Here is a 26411-nt window from a genome sequence, read left to right on the forward strand (position 1 = left end):
GAGCCGGCCGTCGTGCCTGCTGCCTGCACAATGAGGCATTACGCACACGTCGCCAGCTCCCGTTCGAGAGGTTGAGGAACCATGCCAGCACAGCCGTCCGGTGGGATCGGGTGACGAAGCCGAAGTTGACCGAGTCGAATACCGAATCCGCTGACGATGTCTCCACCGGTGGAGTGCGCCGCACCGTCCTCCCCGGTGGCCTTCGCGTGGTCACCGAACACGTGCCCGGCGTGCGCTCCGCCTCCATCGGGGTGTGGGTGGGCGTCGGGTCGCGCGACGAGGGCCCCACCGTGGCCGGCGCCGCGCACTTCCTCGAACACCTGCTGTTCAAGGCGACGCCGACGCGCACCGCCCTCGACATCGCGCAATCCATGGACGCGGTCGGCGGCGAACTCAACGCGTTCACCGCCAAGGAACAGACCTGCTACTACGCCCACGTCATCGACGAGGACCTGCCGCTCGCCGTCGACCTCGTCTCCGATGTGGTGCTCCACGGGCTGTGCCGCGCGATCGACGTCGACGTCGAGCGTCAGGTGGTCCTGGAAGAGATCGCGATGCGCGACGACGACCCCGAAGACCTGGTCGCCGACTCCTTCCTCACCGCCATGTTCGGCGAGCACCCCATCGGGCGCCCGGTGATCGGCAGCGTCGAATCCATCGAGAACATGCAGGCCGCCCAGCTGCGCGGCTTCCATCAGCGCCGCTACCGGCCCGAGCGCATGGTCGTCGCGGTGGCCGGCAACATCGAGCACGAGCGCGTCGTGGAACTGGTGCACCGCGCGTTCGGGCCGCACCTGGACCCCGCCGCCGAGCCCGCGCCGCGCCGCGAAGGGAAGTTCCGCGCGCAGGGCACACCCGGCCTGATCCGGATCAACCGCGACAGTGAACAGACCCACCTCGCCTTCGGTGTGCGGGCGTTCGGCAGGCACGAAGGCCAACAGCGCTGGCCGCTGTCGATCCTCAACACCATCGTCGGTGGTGGCCTGAGTTCGCGCCTGTTCCAACGCATCCGGGAAGAACGCGGCCTCGCGTACTCGGTGTACTCGAGCGTCGACACCTTCGCCGACACCGGCGCGTTCTCGGTCTCGCTCGGCTGCCAGCCCGAAAATCTCGGCCAGGTCACCACCTTGGCCCGCGGCGTGCTCGACGAGGTCGCCGCCCACGGTGTCACCGACGCCGAATGCGCCAGGGCCAAGGGATCTTTGCGCGGCGGACTGGTCTTGGGCCTCGAGGACTCCGCCTCCCGAATGAATCGCATCGGCCGCAGCGAACTCAGCTACGGCAACCACCGCAGCGTCTCGGCGACCCTGGCTCGTATCGACGCCGTCACCACCGACGAGGTCAGCGAGATCGCCCGCACGTTGCTCGCCCGCCCCTACGGTGCGGCGGTATCGGGCCCGTACCAGCGCACCCGCGATCTGCCGGCCTCGGTGCGAAAGCTCGTCGAACGCTGAGCAATTCGGCACCGCGGGTAATCGGGGTGTGCGCGTGAACAGTGGTGCCGACGCCAATGGGTGAGCGGCGGCGCGCCACCCCGAGTGAAAGGCTCCTGGTCGCCCGCGGGGCAGTCTGAGCTGGGCTCCGGCCGGTACTGTGCACTCGGATGGCAACAGGGGGAGGGGCGGTCGTGCCGGTACAGGTAGCTCTACAGCGAGCTCGCGTGGCGCAGGAGATCGGGCGGATCGAGGAAGCCCGGCGGATTCTCGGGACGGCGTTGCTCGACGCGCCCGAGGATCCGTACCTGCTCGTCGCGCTCGCGGACATCGCCTACGAACTCGACGAATACGACGACACCCTGCGCTTGGCGGGACAGGCCCTGCGCGCGAATCCTGAGTCGTCCGGGGCGCACCACACGGTCGCGCTGGCGTACGCGATGCTCGACCAGTGGGATCCGGCCCGCGAACACGGCCACACCGCCGCTCGGCTGCGCCCGCACGACGCGGCGACGGCGCTGCTGCTGGCCTGGCTGCACAGCAGCGGTCCACGGCGAGACCCGGAGCAGGCGCGCGCGGCACTCGCACACGCGACGGCGCTGGCGCCCAACGACGTTCACGTGCACTTCTCGGCAGCACAGACCTACCAGCGGCTGTCCGACAGCGGCGCCGCCGAGCGCCATGTCGCCGCCGGATTGGCCATCGACCCGACCCACGCCGGCCTGCTCGGCCTGCACGCACGCGCCGAATTCGCGGTCGGCGGTGTCGACGGCGGGCGCGCAGCCGCGATCGCGACACTGCGCGGTCTGCTCGCGAACGCGCCGACCGATCGCCAGGCACGGCGGCTGCTCGCCGAAGTGCACTGGCGGGCGTTGCTGCGCCTGGCCGCCTGGGTCTGGGCATTCGCGGGATGCTATGCGGCACTGGCGATGTGGTTGCCCACGATCGCGTTGCGGGTGCTGTCGCCGATGATGTTCTTCGCGGTGCCGCTCGCCTGGTTCGGCGTGTTTCGCAAGCTGCGCAAGCAACTACCGCCCGGATACCTGCGAGCCAGGGCGACGCGACCGCGGGCGGTGATCGCGCTGGCCGCGGTGGCGGTGTCCGCGGTGCTGGTGGACCTGGCGGCGGCCGCGATGCGGTCGGAATTCGTCGCGCTGGTTCGGCTCGGAGGCCTGGTGCTGGTGCTGGGGGTGCTCGGTGCGGCCCTCGGGCATCTGCTGCTGTTCACGGCGTGGATGCGGCCGGGGCGCGATGACCCCGACCCCGACGACGGGGAGGATTTCGCGGGATTTCAGATCATCGTGCTCGGCTTGTTCGTGGTGCCGGTGGTGATCGTGGTGGCGTTCCTGCGTGGCTGGGCTCGTCAGCCCGCGGTGTTCGGCGCGCTGGTCGCGATCGTCGGCATCGTCTTTCTCACGCTGCTGGTCGAGGCGGCGATCGCCGGCTGGCGCGACCGGGGCAACTATCGCCGGTCGTGGCAGACCCTGGTGATCGTGCTGGTCGTGCTGGCCATGATGGGCGGCTCGGGTGGCGCGCTGTGGTGGGGTGGCGGCGAGATCGTCCGCGGGGAAACACACGGGCGGGACCTGCTCGACGAACCCGCTACATCGACGTCAACGACTACGTTTCGTCCGCTTCCAACCCTGCCGTCTCGGCTGGTGCCGACGCCGACGCGGTCCCTGCCGAGCGGCGCGGTGCCGACAGCCGCGCAACGATAGAAATACGCGGGGCGCAGCGCCTGGTCCGGACCGGGCCGGCGATCAGTTGACGGACTGCTCGTCGCGGTCTGCGCCGGGAACGTGCGCATCCGCGCGGTTGGCGGCGTCGACGATCGAGCGGAGCAGGCCGGGAAGAGCGTGCTCGACGGCGTCGGTACGCAGGTTCTGGAAGGTCTGGCCGTCGATGGTGAGACGCTCGATCAGGCCCGCTTCGCGCAGGATCTTGAAGTGGTGGGTCGCGGTGGATTTGTTGATCGCGTCGTAGAGCGCCGCACAGCGGATGGGGGCGGCCGCGTTGCTCAGCCGACGGACCATCTCCAGCCGGACGGGGTCGTGGAGGGCGCCGAGGACAGCGGGGAGCGCGCCGACAGGTATCGTCGGCGCCGGGGTGAGATCGTTAGCCTGTGTCATGAGTTACCTCACTCGGGGGTTTGATAGTCATCATACTCGGCGTAGCCTGATCATCGTTCGATGGTGATCAAACTCTGCTGATGGGGGCTGCTGTGGCAGCGACAACGATGGCGCCGGTCGAGGCCGGGCAGCGCTGGGCGTACGGGCTCGTCCTGGCCGCGAGCGCCGTGGCGCTCGGCGTCTCCGGGGCGCCCGCTCCGCTCTACGGGATCTATGAGACCGAGTGGCATCTTTCCCCGCTGACCACCACCATGGTCTTCGCGGTCTATGCCTTCGCGGCGCTCGGCGCGGTGCTGGTCTCCGGCCGGATCTCCGATGTGGTCGGCCGCAAGCCGGTGATGATCGGCGCCTTCGCCACCATGATCGCCGGGCTGGCCGTCTTCCTGCTCGCCGATTCGGTGCCGATGTTGTTGCTGGCCAGGGCATTGCACGGGGCGGCCGTCGGCGCCACCGTCGTCGCGGGCGCCGCGGCGCTGCTGGATCTGCGGCCCGAACGTGGTGCTCGGTCCGGGCAGCTCAGTGGCGTGGCGTTCAACGTCGGCATCGCGATCGCTGTGCTCGGCACCGCGGTGCTCGCGCAGTACGCGCCGTCGCCCTTGCGCACGCCGTATGTGGTGATCACCGTCATCTGTGTGGCCGCGGGGGCCGGCATTCTCGCCCTTCGCGAACCGCACACCACTCGGGTGAAGGCACGCATCACCATCGCGAAACCCTCCGTCCCGCACGAGATCAGGTCCGACTTCTGGTTCTCCGCGATCGGCGTGATGGCCGCCTGGTCGGTGCTGGGCGTGCTGCTGTCGCTGTATCCGTCGCTGGCCGCGGCCGAAACCGGCGTGCACAATCTCGTGTTCGGTGGTGTCGTCGTCGCGAGCACCGCGCTGGCGGGCGCGTTGGCGCAGTTGCTGGCCACGCGGGTGCCTGCCCGTCGCGCCGCGATGATCGGTGACCTCGGCATGGCGGCGGCACTACTCGCCACTATTCCGGCGCTGGCCACGAAAGAGCCCGCCGTTGTGGTCCTCGCCGGTCTGGTGCTCGGCGGCACCTTCGGTCTCGGTTTCGGTGGGTCGCTGCGGCACCTGTCCGAGGTCGTTCCGCCGCATCGCCGTGGCGAGACCATGTCGGCCTTCTACCTGCTGGCCTACTCGGCGATGGCCCTGCCGACCCTGGCGGCGGGCTGGGCCGCGACGACCTGGGGACTCACGACGGTGTTCCCCTGGTTCATCGTGGGCGTCTCGGCGGCGTGTGTCGGCGCCGCGCTGCTGGGTCTGCGCGGGACCCGCGCGGCCGCGAAACTCGCGTAGCCGCGGACAGGCCGGTCCCGGCGGGGACCGGCCTGGACGACTACTCGGGCCAACCGCCGTAGGGAACGGTGATCAGTTCCAGGAAGTGGCCGTTGGGGTCGAGGAAATAGACCCCGCGACCGCCGTCGTTGTGATTGATCTCGTTGACCCCGTGTTGCTGGGGGTCGGCCCAATGGTCCAGCTTGTAGCGCTGGATCTTGGCATAGGCCGCGTCGAACTCGGCCTCGCTGACCAGGAACGCGTAGTGCTGCGGCTGGATCTCGGAGACGAACGGCGGAACCTTGGCGAAATCGAAGGCCGCACCGTGATCGAGGGCGATCGGAATGAACGGCCCCCACTCTTTTCCTACGTCCAACCCGAGGATGTCCGCCCAGAACTCGGCGGTCTCCCGATTATCGTGACATCCGACAATGGTGTGATTGAACTGCACTGACAGGGGATTTCTCCTTGTTCGTGATGGCGCCGACCCTGGGCACGGTACGAGGCGGCCGACAGGAGCACCATCACCGAGATCGAGGTTAGCGACAGATCCCGGACCCTGTAAAGGGTGCTCGCGGTAGCGTCGCGAGCATGAAGATTCGTGGAGCCGTTCTGGAACGGATCGCCGACCCGGCGCCGTTCGCCGATTCGCAGCCCATCACCGTGTGTGACCTGGAATTGGCCGAACCGGGGCACGGCGAATTGCTGGTGCGCATCGAAGCCGCGGGCCTGTGCCATTCGGATCTGTCTGTGGTGGACGGCAATCGGGTACGCCCGGTGCCCATGCTGCTCGGCCACGAAGCCGCGGGCATCGTCGAATCGGTGGGCGCCGATGTCACCGATGTGGCGCCCGGGCAGCGGGTCGTGATGACGTTCCTGCCGCGCTGCGGCGACTGCGCCGGCTGTGCGAGCAACGGGCGCACGCCGTGCGGGCCGGGCAGTGTGGCCAACAACGCGGGCGAACTGCTCGGCGGCGGCCGACGGCTCACCCGCGACGGCGAGGTGGTGCAGCACCATCTCGGCGTCTCCGGCTTCGCCACACACGCGGTGGTGGACCGGCGCTCGGTCGTCCCGGTCGACGACGACGTACCGCCCGAGGTGGCGGCGGTGCTCGGCTGCGCGGTGCTCACCGGCGGCGGCGCCCTGCTCAACGCCGCGAAACCCGGTGCGGGAGACCGGATCATGGTGGTCGGGCTCGGTGGTGTCGGGATGGCGGCCGTGCTCGTCGCGGTCTCGCTCGGCCTCGGTGAGGTGATCGCCGTCGACACGGTTCCCGAAAAGCTGGCGCTCGCCCGCGAATTCGGTGCGACCGTGTCCTGCACGCCGGGTGAGGTCGCCGAGCAGGGCGTGCAGGCCGACGTGGTGATCGAAGCGGCGGGCAATGTCCGCGCGTTCGAAACCGCGGTCGCCGCAACAGCACCCGGTGGCGTCACCGTGACGGTCGGCCTGCCCGCACCGACCGCCACCGCCACGATCTCGCCACTGGCGTTGGTCGCGCAGGGTCGCACCATCATCGGCAGCTACCTCGGCTCCGCGGTCCCCGACCGTGACATCCCCGAATACGTGCGGCGGTGGCGCGAGGGCAAGCTGCCGCTGGAACGGCTCGTCTCGGCCCGCATCGGGCTCGACCAGGTGAACCAGGCGATGGACGACCTCGCGGCGGGCGCGGCGCTACGACAGGTGATCGTCTTCGACTGACGCCGCGGCGGGCCCGGCGGTGTGAGGTCGGCGCCGCGGCCCCGCAGGCTGCTCGATAGGCTTCCCCGAGCAAGCTGAGTCGAGGACGAGGAGATGCGGTGACCATTCGGGTCGGAGTGCTCGGAGCACGCGGCAAGGTCGGGCAGGCGATCTGCGCGGCGGTGGAGGCGGCGCCCGATCTGGAGCTGGTGGCGCAGGTCGACAAGGGTGACGCGCTCGAGACGTTCACCGAGACGGGTACCCAGGTGGTCGTCGATTTCACCCACCCCGATGTGGTGATGGGCAACCTGAAGTTCCTGATCGAGAACGGCATCCACGTCGTCGTCGGCACCACCGGCTTCGACGAGGCCCGCCTCGCCGAGGTGCGCGGGCAGCTGGCGCAGCGGCCCGAGGTGGGCGTGCTGATCGCGCCGAACTTCGCCATCGGCGCCGTGCTGTCGATGCGATTCGCCGAGCAGGCGGCCCGGTTCTTCGACTCGGTCGAGGTCATCGAGCTGCACCACCCGAACAAGGCCGACGCCCCCTCGGGCACCGCGTACCGCACCGCCGCGGTGATCGCCGCGGCCCGCGCCGAGGCCGGGGTGGGGATCAGCCCCGACGCCACCACCACCGAACTCGAGGGTGCCCGCGGCGCCGACGTCGACGGTGTGCGGGTGCATTCGGTGCGCCTGGCCGGGCTCGTCGCCCACCAGGAGGTGCTGTTCGGCACCCAGGGCGAGACGCTGACCATCCGTCACGACTCCATCGACCGGTCCTCGTTCGCACCGGGCGTGCTGCTCGGGGTGCGCGAGATCGCCGGACGGCCGGGTCTGACCGTCGGGCTCGACCCGTTCCTGGATCTGTGAGCGACGCCGACGCGCAGCGACCTGATCGGCAGGTCCTGAAAACCGTTGCGGTCGTGGTGTTTCTGGTCATCGCGCTGCTGTTCTACTTCGTGCGGCTGGGCGGGTTGGCCATCGCCTACGTCGCCGACGGCGAGTTCGCGGGTATCGCGATCGGCATCGGCATGCTGCTGCTGCCCGTCGTCGGTATCTGGATTCTGTGGGCGACCTTGAGCGCGGCGTTCGCGCATCAACGGCTGGCCCGGCGGATCCACGAGGAGGGCCTCGAGGTCGACACCTCGCAGCTGCCGCGCCGGCCCTCGGGCCGGATCGAACGCGACGCGGCCGACGCCCTGTTCGCGCAGATCAAGACCGAATGGGAAGCCGACCCGGACAACTGGCGCTCGTCCTACCGGTTGGCCCGCGCCTACGACTACGCCGGCGACCGGGGTCGCGCCCGCGACACCATGCGTCGCGCGGTGGCACTGGAAAAACTGGAACGCGAACCAGGAGAGTAGCGAGCCCATGGCCCGGTTGCTGATCATCCATCACACCCCCTCGCCGCACACCCAGGCGATGTTCGAAGCGGTCCTCGCCGGGGCGAGCGACCCGGAGATCGAGGGGGTCGAGGTGGTGCGCCGGGCCGCGCTGGCGGTGACCGCCGTCGACGTGCTCGACGCCGACGGCTACCTGCTCGGCACCCCGGCCAATCTCGGGTACATGAGCGGCGCCCTCAAACACGCCTTCGACACCATCTACTACCCGTGCCTCGACTCGACCGGCGGGCGCCCCTACGGCCTCTACCTGCACGGCAACGAAGGCACCGAAGGCGCTGAGAGCAGCGTGGAGCGGATCACCACCGGGTTGGGCTGGCAGCGCGCCGCCGCGGCGGTCGTGGTCTCGGGACCGCCGAGCAAGGCCGATCTGGAGAAATGCTGGGAACTCGGCGCGACCATCGCCGCAGGTCTGATGGAATAGCCGATCGTGACAGCCGGGCCCGCCCCGAATTTTGGTGGGCTGACACGCGGGCTCGGGATGCGGTAGAACTCGACCGACGTGTTGCGGGCTGGCCGCGGTGGGTGTTCTTCAGATGGGGAGTGGTCGGGTGAGCGAGTTGGCGCGGACGCGCACGGTGCGGCGGGTCGGTCTGGTGGAGGACCACGAGTCCGTGGCGATCGGGCTGGCGGCCATGCTCGGGCCCGAACCCGATCTGGAACTGGTGGCGGTGGCGGAGTCCGTCGCCGGGTTGCTGGCCGAGACCACCGATCTCGATCTCGTCGTCCTCGATCTGCGGCTGCCCGACGGCTCGACGCCCGAGGACAACGTCACCGCGCTGCGCGAACGCGACATCGAGGTGCTGGTGTTCACCGGCGCCGACAACGCCTTCCTGGTCCGTTCCGCCGCCAAAGCGGGTGTGCTCGGGGTGCTGCGCAAGTCCGAGAGCGTGGCGACCGTGGTCGAGGCGGTGCGCCGGGCCGCCTCGGGGGAGCAGGTGGTGACCACCGACTGGGCCGCCGCCATCGACGGTGATCCGAAGCTCTCCGACGTCGGGCTCAGCCCGCGTCAGGAGGAAGTGCTGATGCTCTACGCCTCGGGGGAGAAGGCCTCGCGGGTGGCCCGGCTGACCGGTCTGTCGGAACAGACCGTCAACGACTACCTCGGCCGCATCCGGCAGAAGTACGCCGACGCGGGCAGGCCCGCGCCCACCAAGACCGATCTCTACAAGCGGGCCGTCGAGGACGGATGGCTGCCCGTGCCGGAGAGGCAGCAGCGCACGTGACCGATCTCGCGGTCGCGACGGCGTCCGCACCGGTCGGCGACGTCGAATTCTCGCGCGCGGCGACCGAACAGATCCTGCGCAGGCTCGGGCTGGTGATCGGGACCGGCGCCGCGATCGTGATGGTGCTGGAACTGCCCGCCGTGCTGGTGCAGCCGGTCAACCAGTCGGTGTGGCCGGAACTGCATCTCGTCTCCGCGTATCTGGTGTTCGGTGTACTGGCGATCGTGTCGGTGCGCGGCCCCGCCGCCGCGATTCGGCGCACCGCGGCCGCGGCCGCGGCGTGTTATCTCGCGGCGACCGTGGCGACGCCGCTGGTGTATTCGGTGGTGTACATCGGTTCGTTCGCTTCGTGGCCCTATCGCGGGCTCGCGGTCGGTGTGATGGCCGCGGGTCTCGCGTGGCCGCGGCGTGGCGCGGCCGCGTTCGGCGCCCTGCTCGCGGTGGCCGGCAGTGTGTCGAATGCCCTTGTGGTGCCGGACAGTTCGATGTGGGCGTTGTTCGGCGACATCACCAGGGCGCTCGGCGTGGCCGCGCTGTTCCTGTGGTGCGTGGTGTACGCGCGTGCCGCGGCCGAACGGGTCGACCGGGAAGCGGTCCGCCAGCGCAGCCGGGCGGCGGCGGTCGCGGCGACCTCGGCCAGGGAACGTGAGGGGGCGCGTTTCGCGGCGCTCATCCACGACGCGGTGCTCTCGACGTTGTTGGAGGCCTCGCGCGCGCAGCAGTCCTCGTCGGTGCTGCGCAACCAGGCCGCGCGCACCCTCGAACAGCTCGAGCGGTCGCGGACCGCGCCCGAGATCGACCACCTCGACGCCGCCGCGACGATCGAGTTCCTGCGCGAGGCCGTGCGCGAGGTGGCATCCGAGATCCCGGTGCAGGTGTCCTCGCGGCGCGCGGCCGATCTGTGCCTGCCGATCGAGGCCGCGCAGGTGCTCGGGGCCGCGCTCTCGGAGGCGGTGCGCAACAGTGTGCGCCACGCCGACGTCGCCGGTCGGACGGTGCGGCGCGGTGTGTCGGTGACCATCGCCACCGGTGGGATCCGGGTGGTGCTGTCCGATGACGGCGCCGGGTTCGATCCGGCGCGGGTGTCGGCCGATCGGATGGGGATCGCGGGCAGCATTCTGGGCCGGATGCGCGCGCTCGCCGGTGGCGCGGCGTTCGTGGAATCGGCGCCGGGTGCGGGAACCGTGGTGACTCTGGTGTGGGGTAGCTGATGGTCGATCGTGATCTGCCGTTCGCGATGCGCGATCTGTTCGGCCTCAGCGACGGCACCGCGTGGCTGTTCGTGGTGATCTTCGAAGCCACCATCGTGATGTATCTGCGGGTGAATTTCGACATCGCGCCGCCTGTGGCCGCGGCCGCCGCGCTGGTGCTGATGGCCGTGGCCGCGCTGGTGGTGCTGGTGTTCCCGGTGGACCCGCTGCCGTGGCCGGCCACGATCTTCGTGGCATGCGCGGGACCTGCGGCGATGGCGATCACCGTGCCGTGGCTCGAGAACTCGTCGGGGTTCGCCCACCAGCTGTGGACCGCCTATCCCACGTCGTATCTGCTGGCGATGCTGGTGCTGCGCGGGCGGATCATGTCGGCCTGGCTCGGCGTGGCGGCCGCCGCGACGGTGCTGGTGACGATGGGGGCGTTCACCAGCTGGCACCCCGAAACCGTGGTCCGCGCGCTGACACCGGTCGCGACCGTCGGCGCCGTGACGGTGTTCATGTCGATCGTGCGACCCACCCAGCGGTCACTGCGGGAACTGCGCAGCGAGGCCAATCGGCGCGCGGCGACCGAGGCCGCGCTGGCCGCGGCCAACGCCGAGCGTGACCGTCAGCTGGGAGCGCTCGACCGGGTGGCCGGGCCCCTGCTCGCCCGCATCGCCGCCGGGATCGAGCTCACCGACACCGAACGCGAACAGTGCAGGCTGCTCGAAGCCGAACTGCGCGACGGACTTCGGGCGCCGCAGCTGGTCACCGACCGGCTCAGCGCCGCCGCCAGGGGCGCGCGATCGCGCGGTGTCGAGGTGACCCTGCTCGATGACGGCGGTTTCCTCGGAGTACCGGAATGGGTGCGCCACCACGTGATCGAGGCCGCGGTCGGCGAACTCGACACGGCCGCGGCGGGCTCGGTGACCGTGCGGGTGCTGCCGGTCGGCAGGCGCTGGGTGGCGACCGTGCTGGCCGCCGCGCCGGGCGGGGATCGGCGGACCGAGATCGACACCGCGGGCGAGGTCCGGGTCTCCACCTGAGCGCCGCAACTTGTCGGACCCCTGTGTCAGGCTGAGGAAATGCAGCGGATGAATGCGGCGCAGGCCCGTCGAACGGCGCTGGCCGCGCAGGGCTTCGGCAAGCGAAGGCCGACCAACCCCAAGCGTCGGGCCGTGCTCGATGTGGTCGCCAGAACCCGTCTGCTGCAAATAGATTCGGTGTCGGCGGTGGTCCGCGCGCACTACGCGCCGGTGTTCAGCCGGATCGGCCCCTACGACCGCAGCCTGCTCGACGGCGCCGCCTGGAGCGACAGCGCGAAGGCGCGGCGGGGGCTGGTGGAGTACTGGGCGCACGAGGCGGCGCTGATCCCGGTCGCCGACTGGCCGCTGATGCGCTGGCGGATGCGGGAATATCGGCACGGGCGCTGGTCGGGGATGCGCAAGGTCGTCGAACGAAATCCCACGCTGGGCAAGGACATTCTCGATGTCGTCACCGAGGTGGGGGCGGCGAGCGCGGGCGAGATCGAACGTCATCTGGAACTGGACAAGCCGCGGCCGAAGGGGACCTGGTGGAACCTGAGCGACACGAAGATGATCTGCGAGCAGCTCTTCGCCGCCGGTGAGCTGTCCACCGCCCGTCGGGTCGGCTTCACCCGGCACTACGACCTCACCGAACGAGTCGTCCCGGCCGATATGTGCGACCGGGAGATCGGCGAGGACGATGCGGTGCGCGAGCTGATCCGCCGGTCCAGCCGGGCCCTCGGTATCGGCACCGAGGCCGACCTGCGCGACTACTACCGCCTGGCCCGGCGCCAGAGCGCCCCGGCGATCGCCGACCTGGTCGACGCGGGCGAGCTGCTGCCGGTCGACGTCGACGGCTGGGACGCGCCCGCGTATCTCCATCCGGAGGCCGCCACCCCGCGCCGGATCACCGGAACCGCGCTGCTGTGCCCGTTCGACCCGCTGATCTTCTTCCGCCCGCGCACCCAGCGGGTGTTCGACTTCCACTACCGCATCGAGATCTACACCCCCGAACCCAAACGGGTGCACGGGTACTACGTCTTCCCGCTGCTCGTCGACGGCAAGCTCGTCGGCCGGGTGGATCTGCGCGCCGAACGCGCCACCGGCCGGCTGCTCGCCCCCGGCGCGTTCGCCGAACCCGGCTACGCGACTGTCGAAACCGCCCGGGCATTGCGCGAGGCGCTGCGGGAAATGGCCGACTGGCTCGAACTCGACGACATCGTGATCGGCGAACGCGGCGACCTGGCCCCCCTGCTGTGATGGCAGGCGGTGCCTACCAGCCCTTGCCGCCGTACCCGCGCATCTGATCCTTCAGCGCGCCACTGACGGCACCCGAGAGCCAGGAATTGAGTGACTGCCCGTTCTGCTGGGCCGCTTCCTCCGCGCGGGACTTGAGCTGTTCGACCAATCGCAGGGTCACCCGGCTGATGTCGCCGGTCATTTCCTCGAAAGTCGGGGGTTCCTCCGCGCCCGGCGGCGTGTTTTTGCGCACGTCGGCTTTCGCGTCGGTGCCTTCCAGCCGGACGTGCACGGTGCGGTCACCGAGTTCGGTACTGATCTCGGCGGCCAGTTCCGACAGCGCCGACAGCAGCACCAGGCGGCTAGAACTCTCCACCGCGGCGGCGAGTGCGGCGGCGGTGGCCTGCGTTTTCTCGTCGCCGAGCGCGGCGGCGGCGATCAATTCCTCGCGCAAGCGCGCGGTATGAGCATTCAGATCCATGACATCATTGTGACGTCATATGTGACATCACGCAAGGTGAAAAACACCCACCGGCAGCCGCTTCGGGCGCTAGGGTGTCGAGGCGCATCCGGCGACCGGGTAGCCTTTCTGACCATGACGAACGGTGAATCGACGCCAACGGAGCTGCGCGCGTCCGGCACGGTAGGTGTCGCGATGGTGACCCCCTTCAGCGCTGCGGGCAAGCTCGACGTCGATGCCGGTGTCGCACTGGCGGCACACCTGGTCGACCGTGGAGTCGACCTGCTGATCATCTCGGGTACCACCGGCGAATCGCCGACCACGACCGAAACCGAGAAGCACGATCTGCTGCGGGCGGTCGTCGACGGCGTCGGCGACCGGGCCACCGTGGTCGCGGGCGCGGGTACCTACGACACCGCGCACTCGATCGAATTGGCGCGTGCCGCGGAGAACGCGGGCGCACACGGTCTGCTCGTGGTGACCCCGTATTACTCGCGGCCCACACAGGAGGGCCTGATCGCGCATTTCACCGCGGTCGCCGACGCCACCGCGCTGCCGATCACGCTCTACGACATTCCACCGAGGTCGGTGGTGCCTATCGCCATCGACACGATCCGGCGCCTTGCCGAGCATCCCAACATCGTCGCGGTGAAGGATGCCAAGGGCGATCTCGTCTCCGGAGCCGATCTCATCGCGACCACCGATCTGGATTTCTACTCCGGTGACGACGGACTGAATCTGCCCTGGCTCTCGGTCGGTGCGGTCGGATTCATCAGCGTCATCGGGCACCTCGTGCCGGAGCGACTGCGCGAGATCCACCAGGCCTACACCACCGGTGACGTGGCCAGGGCGCGAGAGATCAACGCGACACTACTGCCGCTGTACGCGGCCATGACCCGCCTGGGAGGTGTGGCGATGTGTAAGGGAGGACTCCGATTGCTCGGCATCGACGTAGGTGAGCCCCGGTTGCCCCAGCTGATGCCGACGCAGGCACAGCTCGAGGAGCTGGCGCTGGACCTGCAGGCCGCGGGGGTGTCGGCATGACCGAACCCGTAGGCCGTAAGCCCCGCCGCCGTTCGGCATCGCGTGCCGCCGGCGCCCCGGAGCCGACACCGGTGGAGACCGTGCAGGCCGCGGTGAAGAAGGTGGTGGCGCCCGAGGAAGCCCCCGTGGCCACCGAACCGGCGATCGCCGAACCGATCGCCGAGGTCACCGCGGAGGCGAACCTGGCCGGTAACGCCGAAGTGGGCACCGACCTGCTCGGCGTCGCCGAGGAACGGGTGACCGCGAAGAAGACCGCGCCGCGACGCGCGAGGACCAAGCCGGCCACCGAAGCCAAGGGCAAGCAGGCCGAGGCCAAGAGCAAGCCCGCCGCCGAGCAGTCCCGCGGCGGTGGCCGTGGCAGGCAGGGCGGTGGACGCGGTCGCGGGTCGGCGCCGGTCGCCGAGCCGCGCGAGAAGGCCGCCCACGACAAGCTGGGCCCGCCGCCGAAGCTGGTGAAGAACGGCCTTCGCCTGTTCGCACTGGGCGGCATCGGCGAAATCGGCCGCAACATGACCGTATTCGAATACGGCGGCAAGCTGCTGATCGTCGACTGCGGTGTGCTGTTCCCCGAGGACCAGCAGCCCGGCGTCGACCTGATCCTGCCGGACTTCGGGCCCATCGAGCACCGGATGGCCGACGTCGAGGCCATCGTGCTCACCCACGGCCACGAAGACCACATCGGTGCCGTGCCGTTCCTGCTACGCCTGCGCCAGGACATCCCGGTGATCGGTGCCAAGTTCACCCTCGCGCTGGTCGCGGCCAAGGCTCGCGAGCACCGGTTGCAGCCCAAGCTGCGCGAGGTCGCCGAGGGCGAGACCACGGTGCACGGCCCGTTCGAGCTCGAGTACTTCGCGGTCAACCACTCGATTCCCGACGCGCTGGCCGTGGCCATCCGCACCGGTGCGGGCGTCGTCCTGCACACCGGCGACATCAAGCTCGACCAGCTGCCCCTGGACGGTCGCCTCACCGACCTGGCCGGTTTCTCCCGCCTCGGCGACGAAGGCGTCGACCTGTTCCTGGTCGACTCCACCAACGCCGAGGTTCCCGGCTTCGTCACCCCCGAGCGCGAGATCGGCGGCGTGCTCGACAATGTGATCGGCAAGGCCACCAACCGCGTGATCGTGGCGTCGTTCGCCAGCCACGTGCACCGCATCCAGCAGGTCGTCGACGTCGCGCAGAAGTACAACCGCAAGGTCTGCTTCGTCGGTCGTTCGATGGTCCGCAACATGGAGATCGCGCAGGACCTCGGCTACCTCACGGTGCCCGACAACGTCGTGGTCACCCTCGACCAGGCCGCGAACCTGCCCGGCAACCGTCTGGTGCTGATCTCCACCGGTTCCCAGGGCGAGCCGCTGTCGGCGCTGTCACGGATGGCGCGCGGCGAGCACCGGCAGATCAACATCCGCGCCGACGACCTGGTGGTGCTGGCGTCCTCGCTGATCCCCGGCAACGAGAACTCGGTGTTCACCGTGGTCAACGGCCTGGCCCGGCTCGGCGCGACCGTGATCACCCAGCAGAACGCGAAGGTGCACGTCTCCGGGCACGCCTCCGCCGGTGAGCTGCTGTACCTGTACAACGCGGTGCGCCCGACCAATGCCATGCCCGTGCACGGCGAATGGCGGCACCTGCGCGCCAACGCCGCGCTGGCCGTGGCGACCGGCGTGCCCGAGGAGCGGGTCATGCTGGCCGAGGACGGTGTGGTGGTCGACCTGGTCGACGGCATCGCCTCCATCGTCGGCCGGGTGCCGGTCGGGCACGTCTACGTCGACGGCCTGTCCGTCGGTGACGTCGGCGAGTCGACCCTGTCGGACCGCCTGGTCCTCGGCGAGGGTGGTTTCATCTCGATCACGATCGTCATCGACTCGACCACCGGCAAGGCGGTGAGCACCCCCGAGCTCAACGGGCGCGGCTTCTCCGACGACCGAACCGCGCTCGACGGCGCGAACGAACTGGTCGAAGCGGAACTGCTGCGCCTGGCCGGTGAAGGCATCACCGACACCCACCGCATCGCCCAGGGCGTGCGCCGGGTGGTCGGCCGCTGGGTCGCCGACGTCTACCGTCGCCGCCCGATGATCGTGCCGACGGTCGTCGCCGTCTGATCGACAGTTCGACGAAAAACCGCTGGGTGACATTGTCGCCCAGCGGTTTTCTCGATGTCGGACCGGTGTCCGGTCCAGACCTCAGGCCTGGCAGGCCGCGGAGTCGAGCTGCGCCGACTTCACGATGTTGCACGCGAACACGTGCGACACCTTCCAGGAATCGTCCTCGGCGACGAAGTCGACGAAGGCGTCCTTGACCGGGGCACCGTCGATGGTGACGTCGGCGTTGGCCTTGAGCTTGCCGTCGGCGGGGTCACCGACGGTGGTGATGGCGACCTTGACGTTGTTCTGTTTCGCCGCCTCGACGAACTTGTCGACCAGCATCGGATCCTGGTCGGCGTCCTCGATATAGGTCTTCTTCTCGTCACCGGTGAGCTGCCCCGCGAGGGCCTTGTTCAACCGGGCGTTCAGCTCGGCGGCGGTCGGCTTGGGCAGGTTGGGCACCGTGGTGGCCGCGGGCTCGCCGCCCTCTTCCTTGCCCGACTTGGCGTCGCCCGTTTCGAAGGCGCCGCCCGCGCTGGTGGTGGTTCCCGCGCCCTTGCTGGTCGAATCGGCGTCGGAACTGCACGCGCTGAGGCCGAGCGCCGCGACGATCGCGACGAGCACGGCAGCGGTTTTCACTGGACGGTTGTTCACTACAACTCCCATGATCATGGTCGAAACGGTCGGGCTAGAGCTGGTAGCCGCTGGTGCAGTTCCAGTGCTTGATATAGGCGTTGCCCGGATTGTTGTTCAGCGCTTCGCGTTTCGCGCCGCCGATCGTCGACGCGGAGCCGTAGCTCCACCACCCGCGCGAGATCGCGATGGCTCCACACCCGTTGCGGTAGGACACCTTCACGTCGCACCCCCCACCGCCGCCGCCACGTCGGCAGGCAGCCATGGCACCGGCCTCGGCGTCGGCGTAGCTGCCGTAGTCGGTGGCGTATCCGTAAACCCCCGGTTTGACCGACACCGCGATGGCGCCGTAATTGCCCGACTGCGCCGTGGCCGGTGCGATGTGCCCCGCGAACAGCGCGGTGGCGGTGGCGCCCAGCACGACCGCGCTGGTGAGCATTCTCTTCACTTGTAGCGTCCCCTTCATGAACACGGGTCGACGACCCGATAGAGCGCTGTCAACGTACCGAGGGTTATGTCGGCCGCGCCAGCCGTGCGAGCCCGTTGGCGCCCGAATCAGTGGTGATCGACAAGGATTCCGTAAGTTCGGGCCCGCGAAACGCGGTTCCCGGCGAGATTTCCCCGCGCTGACCGGGGCGCTGCGACCTGCGCATCCACCCTGGATCTCCTCGGCGAGCACGGTGGGACCAGTGTTGCGGATGGTCTCGGAGGTGTTCGAGCGGCTAGCCTGATGGTCATGGCAGGTAAGTCCCGCAGCACCACGACCTCTCGTGCGCGGGCGGGATCGACCAGGGGGCGGACGCCGGCGGCGCGGTCTCGTTCGGCGACCCCGCGAGCGACGGCGGCTCCGCGTGGGCGCAGCACACCCGTACGCAGGCCGGTCAAGCGCGCCTCCGACACCGCACCGCTGGCGGTGATCAGCCGCGGCATCGGGAGCGGCTGGACCATGCTCGCGCGCGGCGTCGGCGCCACCACCCGCACGCTGAGCCGGGCAGGCGAACTGGACCACGGGCACCGGCGCGACGGCATCGGCTTGGCGCTCATCGCGTTGAGCGCGATCATCGCCGCCGCGATGTGGCTCTCGGCGGGTGGACCGGTCGGCCGTTTCCTCGAAGACGTCGTCCGGGCCATCGCCGGTTCCGCGGCCGCGCTGGCGCCGATCCTGCTGGTCGCGCTCGCGGTGGTGCTGATGCGCACCGAACCACATCCGGAGATCCGGCCGCGACTGGTCCTCGGTGGGCTGCTCGTCGTCCTGCCCGCCCTCGGCGTGTGGCATCTGGCGGCCGGTTCCCCGGCCGACGCGCACGGCCGCGCCACGGCGGCCGGTGCGCTGGGGTACGCGATCGGCGGTCCGCTCGGCCAGGGGCTCACGCCGTGGCTGGCGCTGCCGATCCTGTTGCTGGCCATGATGTTCGGCGTGCTGCTGCTCACCGGCACCACGGTGCGCGAGGTGCCGGCCAAACTGCGCGACTACTTCGGCCTCGGCGAATACGCCGACGACAGCGACCCCTACGACCCGGCCAACTACGACGCCGACGGATTCCCGGTGCACCGCAACCGGACCCGTCGCCGTGGCCGCAACCCCGACGACAACTACCCGCCCGACGAGTTCGGCGGCTCCGACGCGGTCACCGAATCGCTGGGCGAACCACCGCTACGCGACGCCAAGCCGATCGAGGAACCGCCCGCGCCGGCACCGAAACCGGCACGCAAGCGGCCGGTGGTCAAGCCGGTCGACCAGACCCCGCCGCCGCCACCGGAACCGGAGTTCGTCACCGATCGGGTCGTCGACGGCGACTACACGCTGCCCCCGCTGACCCTGCTGCTCGACGGCGACCCGCCCAAGAAGCGTTCCGCGGCCAACGAATCGATGATCGAGGCGATCACCGAGGTCCTGGTGCAGTTCAAGATCGACGCCGCGGTCACCGGCTTCGTGCGCGGCCCGACCGTCACCCGCTACGAGGTGGAGCTCGGTCCCGGCGTGAAGGTCGAGAAGATCACCGCGCTGGCCCGCAACCTCGCCTACGCCGTCGCCACCGAGAACGTGCGCCTGCTCGCGCCCATCCCCGGTAAATCGGCCGTCGGCATCGAAGTGCCCAATGCCGACCGCGAATTGGTGCGCCTGGCCGACGTCCTGAAGTCGCCGCACACCCGCAACGACCACCATCCACTGGTGATCGGCCTCGGCAAGAACATCGAGGGCGAGTTCGTCTCGGCGAACCTGGCCAAGATGCCGCACCTGCTGGTGGCCGGTTCCACCGGTTCGGGTAAGTCGAGTTTCGTGAACTCGATGCTGATCTCGCTGCTGCACCGGGCCACCCCCGAGGAGGTCAGGATGATCCTGATCGACCCGAAGATGGTGGAGCTCACGCCGTACGAGGGCATTCCGCACCTGATCACGCCCATCATCACCCAGCCGAAGAAGGCCGCCGCCGCGCTGGCCTGGTTGGTCGAGGAGATGGAGCAGCGCTACCAGGACATGCAGGCCAACAAGGTCCGCCACATCGACGACTTCAACAAGAACGTGCGATCGGGCAAGATCACCGCGCCGCTGGGCAGTGAACGCGTCTACCGGCCTTACCCGTACATCCTGGCCATCGTCGACGAGCTCGCCGACCTGATGATGACCGCGCCGCGCGACGTCGAGGACGCGATCGTGCGGATCACCCAGAAGGCGCGGGCCGCCGGTATCCACCTGGTGCTGGCCACCCAGCGACCCTCGGTGGACGTGGTGACCGGTCTGATCAAAACCAATGTGCCCTCGCGGCTCGCGTTCGCCACCTCCTCGCTCACCGACTCGCGCGTGATCCTGGACCAGCCGGGCGCCGAGAAACTGATCGGCATGGGCGACGGTCTGTTCCTGCCGATGGGTCAGGGCAAACCGACCCGTTTGCAGGGCGCGTTCATCTCCGACGAGGAGATCCAGGCCGTCGTCGAGTTCAGCAAGACGCAGGCCGAACCCGAGTACCAGGAAGGCGTCACGGCGGCCAAGGCGGGCGAGGTCAAGGACGTCGACCCCGATATCGGCGACGACATGGACGTGCTGCTGCAAGCGGTGGAGCTGGTGGTCACCTCACAGTTCGGTTCGACCTCGATGCTGCAGCGCAAGCTGCGGGTCGGCTTCGCCAAGGCGGGCCGGTTGATGGACCTGATGGAGACACGCGGCGTGGTGGGGCCCAGCGAGGGCTCCAAGGCGCGCGACGTGCTCATCAAGCCCGACGAATTGGACGGGCTGCTGTGGTCGATCCGTGGCGGCGATCCCGGTGCGTCCGAGGATGAGTAACGCCGTTCCCGGTTTGCTCTGACCGTGCCGGAAGCAGGCGGCGACGAACGAGGAGGGACCTGGCACGGCTCATGGTCGGAGATGGCCCTGGGTCGGGCGGGAATCGCCTGTCAGGCGATGAAGCGGGCGCGCGCGAGGCGGCGGGTGCCCGACTTCACGGCACCGGGGCTGGGCCGGTGCATCGCGGTTGGGCGCTGGATCTGCGCGGTGGATTCGTACACGGCTCGCTCCTCTCGGGGCTGTAGTCGGGGTGTGTGCGGTGACGGTAGCAGCGGTCGTGAAGTGGGCGAAAGCGCTTTTCCGTGCGCGCGGCGGGTGCGCCGGCCGCCGGTGTGTGTGAAATCATGGCGGGCAATCGTTCCGCAAAGGCTACTGAAACGGACAATTCGGGCATGATGGGCGACATGAACTTCATCGATCGGACCACCACATGCAGGTGACCACGCTCGAGTGGGTGATCACCGGCCTGGTGATCCTCGGCCTGTTCGTCTTCGACTTCTTCGCCCACGTGCGCACCCCGCACGAGCCGACCTTCAAGGAATCGGGCATCTGGTCGGCCGTCTACATCAGCTTGGCGCTGCTGTTCGGCCTGTTCGTCGCCTGGAAATGGGGCGGCACGTTCTCGGGGGAGTACTACGCGGGCTTCGTCACCGAGAAAGCGCTCTCGGTCGACAACCTGTTCATCTTCCTCATCATCATGAGCACCTTCGCTGTGCCGCGGATCTACCAGCAGAAGGTGCTGCTGATCGGCATCGTGCTGGCGCTGGCGATGCGCGGTGTGTTCATCGCGGTCGGCGCGGCCGCGATCAGCGCGTACAGCTGGGTGTTCTACCTGTTCGGCGCGTTCCTGATCTACACCGCGATCAACCTGCTGCGCGAGAGCGGGCACGAGGTCGAACACGAGCAGAAGCGCGACAGCTACATCGTCTCGCTGGCCAAACGGATCCTGCCGACCACCGACGAATACGACGGCGACAAGCTCGTCACCCGGATCAACGGCAAACGCGTGGTGACGCCGCTGCTGCTCGCGCTGCTGGCCATCGGTTTCGCCGACCTGCTATTCGCGCTGGACTCGATTCCGGCGATCTACGGTCTCACCGAGGAGCCGTACCTGGTGTTCACCGCCAACGCCTTCGCGTTGATGGGTCTGCGCCAGCTGTACTTCCTCATCGGTGGGCTGCTCGACCGCCTGGTGTACCTGTCCTACGGTCTGGCCGCGATCTTGGCGTTCATCGGCGTGAAGCTGGTGCTGCACGCGCTGCACGAGAACACGCTGGGGTTCATCAACGGTGGTGAGCACGTGAGCGTGCCGGAGATCTCCACGGCGTTCTCGCTGAGCGTGATCATCGGCATTCTGGTCATCGCGACGGTGGCGAGCCTGCTGCGCACCCGCAACGCCGACAAAGCCTGACACCACCGCGGACGACGCTGCCCGGAACCCCCCAGGGTTCCGGGCAGCGCTGTCCGCGGGCCGCGCTACTCGGCGAAGGCGCCCATCACCGGCAACCACTCGACCACGCGCACGGCGTCGATCAGGTCCAGCTTCGCGAACGGGTCGTTGCCGAGCAGTTCGGTCAGCGAGGGCGCGTCCTCGGCGCGGAACAGCAGCAGCGCGCCTGAACCGTCGGGGTAGGGACCGCTACTGAGCACTGTGCCCGCGTCGACGAGAGCGTTCAGCCAGCCGCGGTGCTCGGGCCGGTTGGTCGCGCGGTCGGCCGCGGTGGACTCGGAGTAGGTGTAGTGGACAGCGAAGATCGGCACAGTCGATCACTTTCTGGTGATGGAGTTCTACAGGGTCAGCAGCATGCGGGTATTGCCGAGGGTGTTCGGCTTGACGAAGCTGAGATCGAGGAATTCGGCGACGCCGGTGTCGTAGGAGCGGCACATCTCCGCGTACACCTCGGCGGTGACGGGCGTGCCGTCGATCTCGACGAACCCGTGCCTGCCGAAGAAGTCCACCTCGAAAGTGAGCACGAACACACGCTGCAACTGCAGTTCGCGGGCGACGGTGACCAGGTGCTCGACGACAGCGCCGCCGACTCCCCGGCCCTTGACGACGGGATCCACTGCGACAGTGCGTACTTCGCCCAGATCGGCCCACAGCACGTGCAACGCGCCGCAGCCGACGACCTGTCCGTCGAGCTCGGCGACCCAGAACTCCTGCACCGATTCGTACAGTGTGACAAGGTTCTTCTCCAGCAGAATGCGGCCGGCGTACTCGTCGACCAGGCGCTTGATCTCGGGGACATCGGAGGTTCGCGCTCGTCGGACGACCACGCCGGAAACAGGCGCCACAGTGGGCGCGGCAGGATGCGCGTCGCTGGTCGAACCGCTGAAGGGTCCCCGTGAGGTCATGGGTGCACAGTAGTCGGCCGGGTTACCGATAGTCTGAACATGTGCCGCACATCCTGTCGTTCCGCTCCTCGCATCGCGCCGGGCTCGACGACCGGATCGCGTGGCACCGATCGTGCGAGCAAACAGCTCGCGAAACCGTGGGATTTCGGCGCAGTGCCGGTGAGTGCCGAGAGGGCAGCATGAACGGTCAGCGCCTGGAGGCGGTAGCTCGAGAGGCCACGCGAGGCGCCCGGTCATGCCACGAGGACAGGGCATGAGCGTGCGACCCGAAGAGATCGATCGTGGGTCGAGTGCGGTGACACCGATGCACGGAGTGGCGGAGACGCAGGTTCCGCTGCTCAATATCGCCAATGTGCTGACCATCGCGCGCATCGTGCTGGTGCCGCTGTTCGTGCTGGCGCTGTTCGCCGAGGGCGGGCACGACACCCGCTGGCGGGTCATCGCCGCGGCGGTCTTCGGCCTGGCCGCGATCACCGACCGCTTCGACGGGCAACTGGCCCGCAAATACGGATTGGTCACCGATTTCGGCAAGCTCGCCGACCCCATCGCGGACAAGGCGCTGATCGGAGCCGCGCTGATCGGGCTCTCGGTACTCGGTGATCTGCCGTGGTGGATCACCGTGGTGATCTGCGGCCGCGAAATCGGCATCACGCTGCTGCGGCTGGTGGTCGTACGGCGCGGGGTGATCCCGGCCGGCCGCGGCGGCAAGCTCAAGACGCTGGTGCAGTCGGTGGCGATCGCGCTGCTGGTGCTGCCGCTGTCCGGTGTGTTCGCCACCGCGGGCATGTGGCTGATGTATCTGGCCGTGGCGCTGACGGTGGTGACCGGGCTGGACTACGTGGGGCAGGCGGGCAGGGTGTGGCTGGCGGGTGGACGGTCGCGCTCGTGAGCGATCCGCTCGTCGACGGCGCGCCGGTCGCCGAACTGGTCGAGGCACTGACCGCGGCGGGTCAGACCGTCGCCACGGCCGAATCGCTCACCGCGGGTCTGCTCGCGGCCACGGTGGCGGGAGTTCCCGGTGCGAGCGCGGTGCTGCGGGGCGGGTTGATCGTCTACGCCACCGACCTCAAGAGCCGGCTGGCCCGCGTCGACGGCGAGCTGCTGCGCACCGACGGACCGGTCGCCGCCTCGACCGCCGAACAGCTCGCCGTGGGGGCGCGCGAGCAGTGTGGCGCGGACTGGGGTCTCGGATTGACCGGGGTCGCCGGACCCGATTCCCAGGACGGGCATCCCGTCGGCACGGTATACCTCGGGTTGGCCGGTCCACGTCACAGCGAAGTGGTCCGGTTGAAACTGCACGGTGACCGGTGGACGATCAGACTCGGTGCGGTGCACAGTGCGGTGCGGGAGTTGCTGCGCTGTGTCAGTGTGAAGTAGCCCGGTTCGGGAACCCCCGGTCCATGCTCGACGTTGTGCCAGAAAGAGGTGAGCACCGCTACGGCGGTGACACGAGGTGGAGGAGAACGAGATGACGCTGCTGCGGGAGGCAATCGGGGACAGTCTGCGGCGTGCGCGTCTCGCCCAGCATCGAACGCTGCGCGAGGTGTCGACCTCGGCGCGCGTGAGCCTCGGCTATCTGTCGGAAGTGGAGCGCGGCCGCAAGGAAGCCTCCAGTGAACTGCTCGCCAGCATCTGCGAGGCACTCGACGTGCCGCTCTCGCGCGTGCTCTGGGACGTGAGCACCCTGATGGCCGGCGCCGACGGCTCCGCGCCGCGTGAACCCGCGCTGACCGGCCCCGCCGCCGAGCGCGAGCCGGCCGAAGCCGAGCCTGCCACCCTCCCCGAACCCGCCGCGGGCGAGGCCTCCGCCTCCGCGAGCGCGGCCGCCGAGCAGGGCGCGCGCATCGGCATCGCCGAAGACACCCGCATCGTCATCCCGGCCCCGAGGGCCGAGATGCTGGTACTGGTGAAGGGAATGTGACGCGGCGAACCCTGCGCCCGGCGCGCGAGACGCTGCACACCGCTGGTGAGAACGGATAGATTCTCATCAGGCGTCGATCGGTCCGGTCATTCCGGTTCGGGTGCCGCATGGTGAAGGATAAGCACGTATCTGGTGCGTGACGGTCGCGTACCACCAGTCGCACGAGCGACGCACAGATGGAGGCGGGATCAATCGATGGCTAATCCGTTCGTGAAGGCCTGGAAGTACATGATGGCCCTCTTCGACTCCAAGATCGAAGAGCATGCGGATCCGAAGGTCCAGATTCAGCAGGCTATCGAGGAGGCGCAGCGCCAGCATCAGGCGCTGTCGCAGCAGGCGGCGTCGGTGATCGGTAACCAGCGTCAGCTGGAGATGAAGCTGAACCGCCAGCTCGACGAGGTCGAGAAGCTCAACGCCAACGCCCGTCAGGCCGTCACCCTGGCCGATCAGGCGCAGGCGGCGGGCGACACCGAGAAGGCGATCCAGTACACCAACGCCGCCGAGGCGTTCGCCGCCCAGCTGGTCACCGCCGAGCAGTCGGTGGAAGACCTCAAGGTGTTGCACGATCAGTCCCTGCAGGCCGCCGCCCAGGCCAAGAAGGCGGTCGAGCAGAACGCGATGATGTTGCAGCAGAAGGTCGCCGAGCGCACCAAGCTGCTCAGCCAGCTCGAGCAGGCCAAGATGCAGGAGCAGGTCTCGGCCTCGCTGCAGCAGATGGATTCCACCCTGTCCGCGCCGGGCTCCACGCCCAGTCTGGATGCCGTGCGCGACAAGATCGAGCGCCGCTACGCCAACGCGCTCGGCTCGGCCGAGCTGGCGCAGAACACGGTGCAGGGTCGCATGATGGAGGTGCAGCAGGCCAGCGTCCAGATGGCCGGGCACAGCAAACTCGAGCAGATCCGCGCCTCCATGCGCGGTGACGCGTTGCCCACCGGCAACAACAACTCGGCGATCAACCCGGCGCAGCCCCAGGCCGCGCCGGCGCCGAACATCGACAAGGGCCAAGCGGCCCAGCAGTAGTACAGGGAGTCCGGCGACGGCGCGGTAACCGGCGGAAACGCCCGGTGGCCGCGCCATCAACGGTTCCGTCACGACCGGCGTACGGGGGAAGGACACCGATGAGCGGGAAAATGCGGCGAGACCGTGTCGAGATCGTGGATCCGGCGACGATCGCGCAGGTCGGCTCGGTGCCCGCCACCTTGCGCGGGGTCGGTGAGCAGGCGCTCGTCGCGGTTCGGCGCTGGGCGGATCCGCGCGAACGTGAACTGCGCCGTCGGCGCCGGGTACGCAGGCGCAGTTTCCAGCTCGGCACCGCGTCCGGCATCACCACGATCGGCGCGGTCGGCTTGGCCGTGATCTCGGCGCCCGCCTGGGCGGTCGTGGTGATCGGTGGGGGCGCCGTCGCCTTCGTCACCGGGACCGCGCTCAGCGCCCGCCGCTACCTCGAGTTGCGCAACAAGCCCCTGCCCCAGGCGGCTTTCGTCGCCCGCAAATCACCCGGCCTGCGATCGGCCGCGCGCGCCCCCATCCAGCGTCTGATCCGTGCCGAACGGGCCCTCTACGACCTCGGCGCCCAGATCGCGCGCACCCGCCGTCTCCCCGAAGACGAACTGCGCGACCTGCTCGAGACGGCCCGCTCCGGCGCGGCCGCCCTGCACGCGCTCGCCACCGACGTCGTCGCCATGGAACAGGCCGCCGACACCGTCGGCCGCGCCAATCCCGACACCGTCGCGGCTCTGAAGACCACCGTCGCCGGTGTGCTCACCCGCCTGGAGACCGGCGTGGTGGAATACGAACAACTCGTCGCCGCGGCCGCCCGCATCCTCGCGGTCCCCGAGGACTCGGTCCTGGCGTACCAGTTCAACGGCATCGTCGCCGACCTGCGGGAAGCCGCCGACCGTCTCGACGGCTGGGCCCAGGCGCTCACCGAAATGGCCGACCAGGGTCCCGATTTGTTCGCCGGCGGAACGGATTCCGTCCGCTAGGGCTTATCCGGCCACCGCGACTTCCGGTCGGCACGCCGGTCCCGGACACGGCGG

General features: G+C 69.1%; 27 protein-coding genes. 20 read left to right on the forward strand and 7 right to left on the reverse strand.

Annotated features, from left to right (window positions below):
• The first annotated feature begins 110 nt into the window (after positions 1-110).
• Positions 111-1454, forward strand: a complete 1344-nt coding sequence (locus ACFWFP_RS03215) for a M16 family metallopeptidase (protein ID WP_379292876.1) — start codon at positions 111-113, stop codon at positions 1452-1454.
• Between the two features lie 149 nt (positions 1455-1603).
• Positions 1604-3151 (forward strand): tetratricopeptide repeat protein, encoded by a 1548-nt coding sequence (locus tag ACFWFP_RS03220; protein WP_379292877.1) that lies wholly within the window; start codon positions 1604-1606, stop codon positions 3149-3151.
• Positions 3152-3193: 42 nt separating this feature from the next.
• Here the strand turns inward: ACFWFP_RS03220 and ACFWFP_RS03225 are convergent, their stop codons facing one another.
• Positions 3194-3562: an ArsR/SmtB family transcription factor gene (locus tag ACFWFP_RS03225; protein ID WP_379292878.1), complete on the reverse strand. Its 369-nt coding sequence runs from the start codon at positions 3560-3562 to the stop codon at positions 3194-3196.
• Between the two features lie 107 nt (positions 3563-3669).
• Between ACFWFP_RS03225 and ACFWFP_RS03230 the strand changes: the two genes are divergently transcribed.
• Positions 3670-4863, forward strand: a complete 1194-nt coding sequence (locus tag ACFWFP_RS03230) for an MFS transporter (RefSeq protein ID WP_379293735.1) — start codon at positions 3670-3672, stop codon at positions 4861-4863.
• A gap of 40 nt (positions 4864-4903) precedes the next feature.
• On the opposite strand, the gene ACFWFP_RS03235 is transcribed toward ACFWFP_RS03230, so the two are convergent.
• Positions 4904-5299, reverse strand: coding sequence for a VOC family protein (locus tag ACFWFP_RS03235; protein ID WP_379293736.1), 396 nt, complete (start codon positions 5297-5299; stop codon positions 4904-4906).
• Positions 5300-5433: 134 nt separating this feature from the next.
• On the opposite strand from ACFWFP_RS03235, the gene ACFWFP_RS03240 reads away from it, so the two are divergent.
• The 8 genes from ACFWFP_RS03240 to ACFWFP_RS03275 all read left to right on the forward strand — a co-directional run bounded on the left by ACFWFP_RS03240 (position 5434) and on the right by ACFWFP_RS03275 (position 12616).
• Positions 5434-6540 (forward strand): alcohol dehydrogenase catalytic domain-containing protein, encoded by a 1107-nt coding sequence (locus tag ACFWFP_RS03240; RefSeq protein WP_379292879.1) that lies wholly within the window; start codon positions 5434-5436, stop codon positions 6538-6540.
• A 98-nt stretch (positions 6541-6638) separates the two neighbouring features.
• Positions 6639-7385, forward strand: a complete 747-nt coding sequence (gene dapB / locus ACFWFP_RS03245) for a 4-hydroxy-tetrahydrodipicolinate reductase (protein ID WP_379292880.1) — start codon at positions 6639-6641, stop codon at positions 7383-7385.
• Positions 7382-7879, forward strand: coding sequence for a hypothetical protein (locus tag ACFWFP_RS03250; protein WP_379292881.1), 498 nt, complete (start codon positions 7382-7384; stop codon positions 7877-7879). Before dapB ends, ACFWFP_RS03250 begins: the two co-directional genes overlap by 4 nt.
• Before the next feature lie 7 nt (positions 7880-7886).
• Entirely contained in the window at positions 7887-8339 is a 453-nt protein-coding gene (locus ACFWFP_RS03255; protein ID WP_379292882.1) for a flavodoxin family protein, read from the forward strand.
• A gap of 112 nt (positions 8340-8451) precedes the next feature.
• On the forward strand, positions 8452-9141 hold the full coding sequence (locus ACFWFP_RS03260; RefSeq protein WP_379292883.1) for a response regulator: 690 nt from the start codon (positions 8452-8454) through the stop codon (positions 9139-9141).
• On the forward strand, positions 9138-10352 hold the full coding sequence (locus ACFWFP_RS03265; protein WP_379292884.1) for a sensor histidine kinase: 1215 nt from the start codon (positions 9138-9140) through the stop codon (positions 10350-10352). Before ACFWFP_RS03260 ends, ACFWFP_RS03265 begins: the two co-directional genes overlap by 4 nt.
• Positions 10352-11377: a hypothetical protein gene (locus ACFWFP_RS03270; RefSeq protein WP_379292885.1), complete on the forward strand. Its 1026-nt coding sequence runs from the start codon at positions 10352-10354 to the stop codon at positions 11375-11377. The genes ACFWFP_RS03265 and ACFWFP_RS03270 overlap by 1 nt, the downstream gene beginning before the upstream one ends.
• A 39-nt stretch (positions 11378-11416) precedes the next feature.
• Positions 11417-12616, forward strand: a complete 1200-nt coding sequence (locus tag ACFWFP_RS03275) for a winged helix-turn-helix domain-containing protein (protein WP_379292886.1) — start codon at positions 11417-11419, stop codon at positions 12614-12616.
• 13 nt (positions 12617-12629) lie between these two features.
• Here the strand turns inward: ACFWFP_RS03275 and ACFWFP_RS03280 are convergent, their stop codons facing one another.
• Positions 12630-13076: a hypothetical protein gene (locus ACFWFP_RS03280; protein WP_378761864.1), complete on the reverse strand. Its 447-nt coding sequence runs from the start codon at positions 13074-13076 to the stop codon at positions 12630-12632.
• Positions 13077-13190: 114 nt separating this feature from the next.
• Between ACFWFP_RS03280 and dapA the strand changes: the two genes are divergently transcribed.
• Complete coding sequence (gene dapA / locus ACFWFP_RS03285; RefSeq protein ID WP_379292887.1) at positions 13191-14099, forward strand: 4-hydroxy-tetrahydrodipicolinate synthase; 909 nt, start codon at positions 13191-13193, stop codon at positions 14097-14099.
• On the forward strand, positions 14096-16198 hold the full coding sequence (locus tag ACFWFP_RS03290; RefSeq protein ID WP_379292888.1) for an RNase J family beta-CASP ribonuclease: 2103 nt from the start codon (positions 14096-14098) through the stop codon (positions 16196-16198). The genes dapA and ACFWFP_RS03290 overlap by 4 nt, the downstream gene beginning before the upstream one ends.
• Positions 16199-16279: 81 nt before the next feature.
• On the opposite strand, the gene ACFWFP_RS03295 is transcribed toward ACFWFP_RS03290, so the two are convergent.
• Positions 16280-16834, reverse strand: a complete 555-nt coding sequence (locus tag ACFWFP_RS03295) for a hypothetical protein (RefSeq protein WP_379292889.1) — start codon at positions 16832-16834, stop codon at positions 16280-16282.
• Positions 16835-16868: 34 nt separating this feature from the next.
• Positions 16869-17252 carry a DUF4189 domain-containing protein gene (locus ACFWFP_RS03300; protein ID WP_379293737.1) on the reverse strand — a complete coding sequence of 128 codons (384 nt, stop codon included), beginning with the start codon at positions 17250-17252 and terminating at the stop codon, positions 16869-16871.
• Positions 17253-17549: 297 nt separating this feature from the next.
• Between ACFWFP_RS03300 and ACFWFP_RS03305 the strand changes: the two genes are divergently transcribed.
• A complete protein-coding gene (locus ACFWFP_RS03305) occupies positions 17550-20096 on the forward strand; it encodes a DNA translocase FtsK (protein WP_379292890.1) in 2547 nt (848 codons plus the stop codon).
• 430 nt (positions 20097-20526) lie between these two features.
• Positions 20527-21507 (forward strand): TerC family protein, encoded by a 981-nt coding sequence (locus ACFWFP_RS03310; RefSeq protein WP_379292892.1) that lies wholly within the window; start codon positions 20527-20529, stop codon positions 21505-21507.
• A gap of 65 nt (positions 21508-21572) precedes the next feature.
• Here the strand turns inward: ACFWFP_RS03310 and ACFWFP_RS03315 are convergent, their stop codons facing one another.
• Together ACFWFP_RS03315 and ACFWFP_RS03320 are read right to left on the reverse strand one after the other, a co-directional pair.
• Entirely contained in the window at positions 21573-21857 is a 285-nt protein-coding gene (locus ACFWFP_RS03315) for a YciI family protein (RefSeq protein ID WP_378920172.1), read from the reverse strand.
• A 27-nt stretch (positions 21858-21884) separates the two neighbouring features.
• Positions 21885-22451 carry an amino-acid N-acetyltransferase gene (locus tag ACFWFP_RS03320; protein WP_379292893.1) on the reverse strand — a complete coding sequence of 189 codons (567 nt, stop codon included), beginning with the start codon at positions 22449-22451 and terminating at the stop codon, positions 21885-21887.
• A 304-nt stretch (positions 22452-22755) separates the two neighbouring features.
• On the opposite strand from ACFWFP_RS03320, the gene pgsA reads away from it, so the two are divergent.
• From pgsA to ACFWFP_RS03345, 5 genes are all read left to right on the forward strand, one after another.
• Positions 22756-23340, forward strand: a complete 585-nt coding sequence (pgsA, locus tag ACFWFP_RS03325) for a CDP-diacylglycerol--glycerol-3-phosphate 3-phosphatidyltransferase (protein ID WP_379293738.1) — start codon at positions 22756-22758, stop codon at positions 23338-23340.
• Entirely contained in the window at positions 23337-23828 is a 492-nt protein-coding gene (locus tag ACFWFP_RS03330) for a CinA family protein (protein ID WP_379292894.1), read from the forward strand. Before pgsA ends, ACFWFP_RS03330 begins: the two co-directional genes overlap by 4 nt.
• A 91-nt stretch (positions 23829-23919) precedes the next feature.
• The gene (locus ACFWFP_RS03335) at positions 23920-24372 is read left to right on the forward strand and encodes a helix-turn-helix domain-containing protein (protein ID WP_378626573.1); all 453 of its coding nucleotides are present in this window, start codon (positions 23920-23922) and stop codon (positions 24370-24372) included.
• A gap of 195 nt (positions 24373-24567) precedes the next feature.
• Positions 24568-25392, forward strand: a complete 825-nt coding sequence (gene pspA / locus ACFWFP_RS03340) for a phage shock protein PspA (protein ID WP_379221694.1) — start codon at positions 24568-24570, stop codon at positions 25390-25392.
• Between the two features lie 110 nt (positions 25393-25502).
• On the forward strand, positions 25503-26357 hold the full coding sequence (locus ACFWFP_RS03345) for a hypothetical protein (RefSeq protein ID WP_379292895.1): 855 nt from the start codon (positions 25503-25505) through the stop codon (positions 26355-26357).
• Positions 26358-26411: the final 54 nt, after the last annotated feature.

The sequence above is a fragment of the Nocardia sp. NPDC060249 genome (assembly GCF_042728755.1).
GTDB lineage: Bacteria > Actinomycetota > Actinomycetes > Mycobacteriales > Mycobacteriaceae > Nocardia.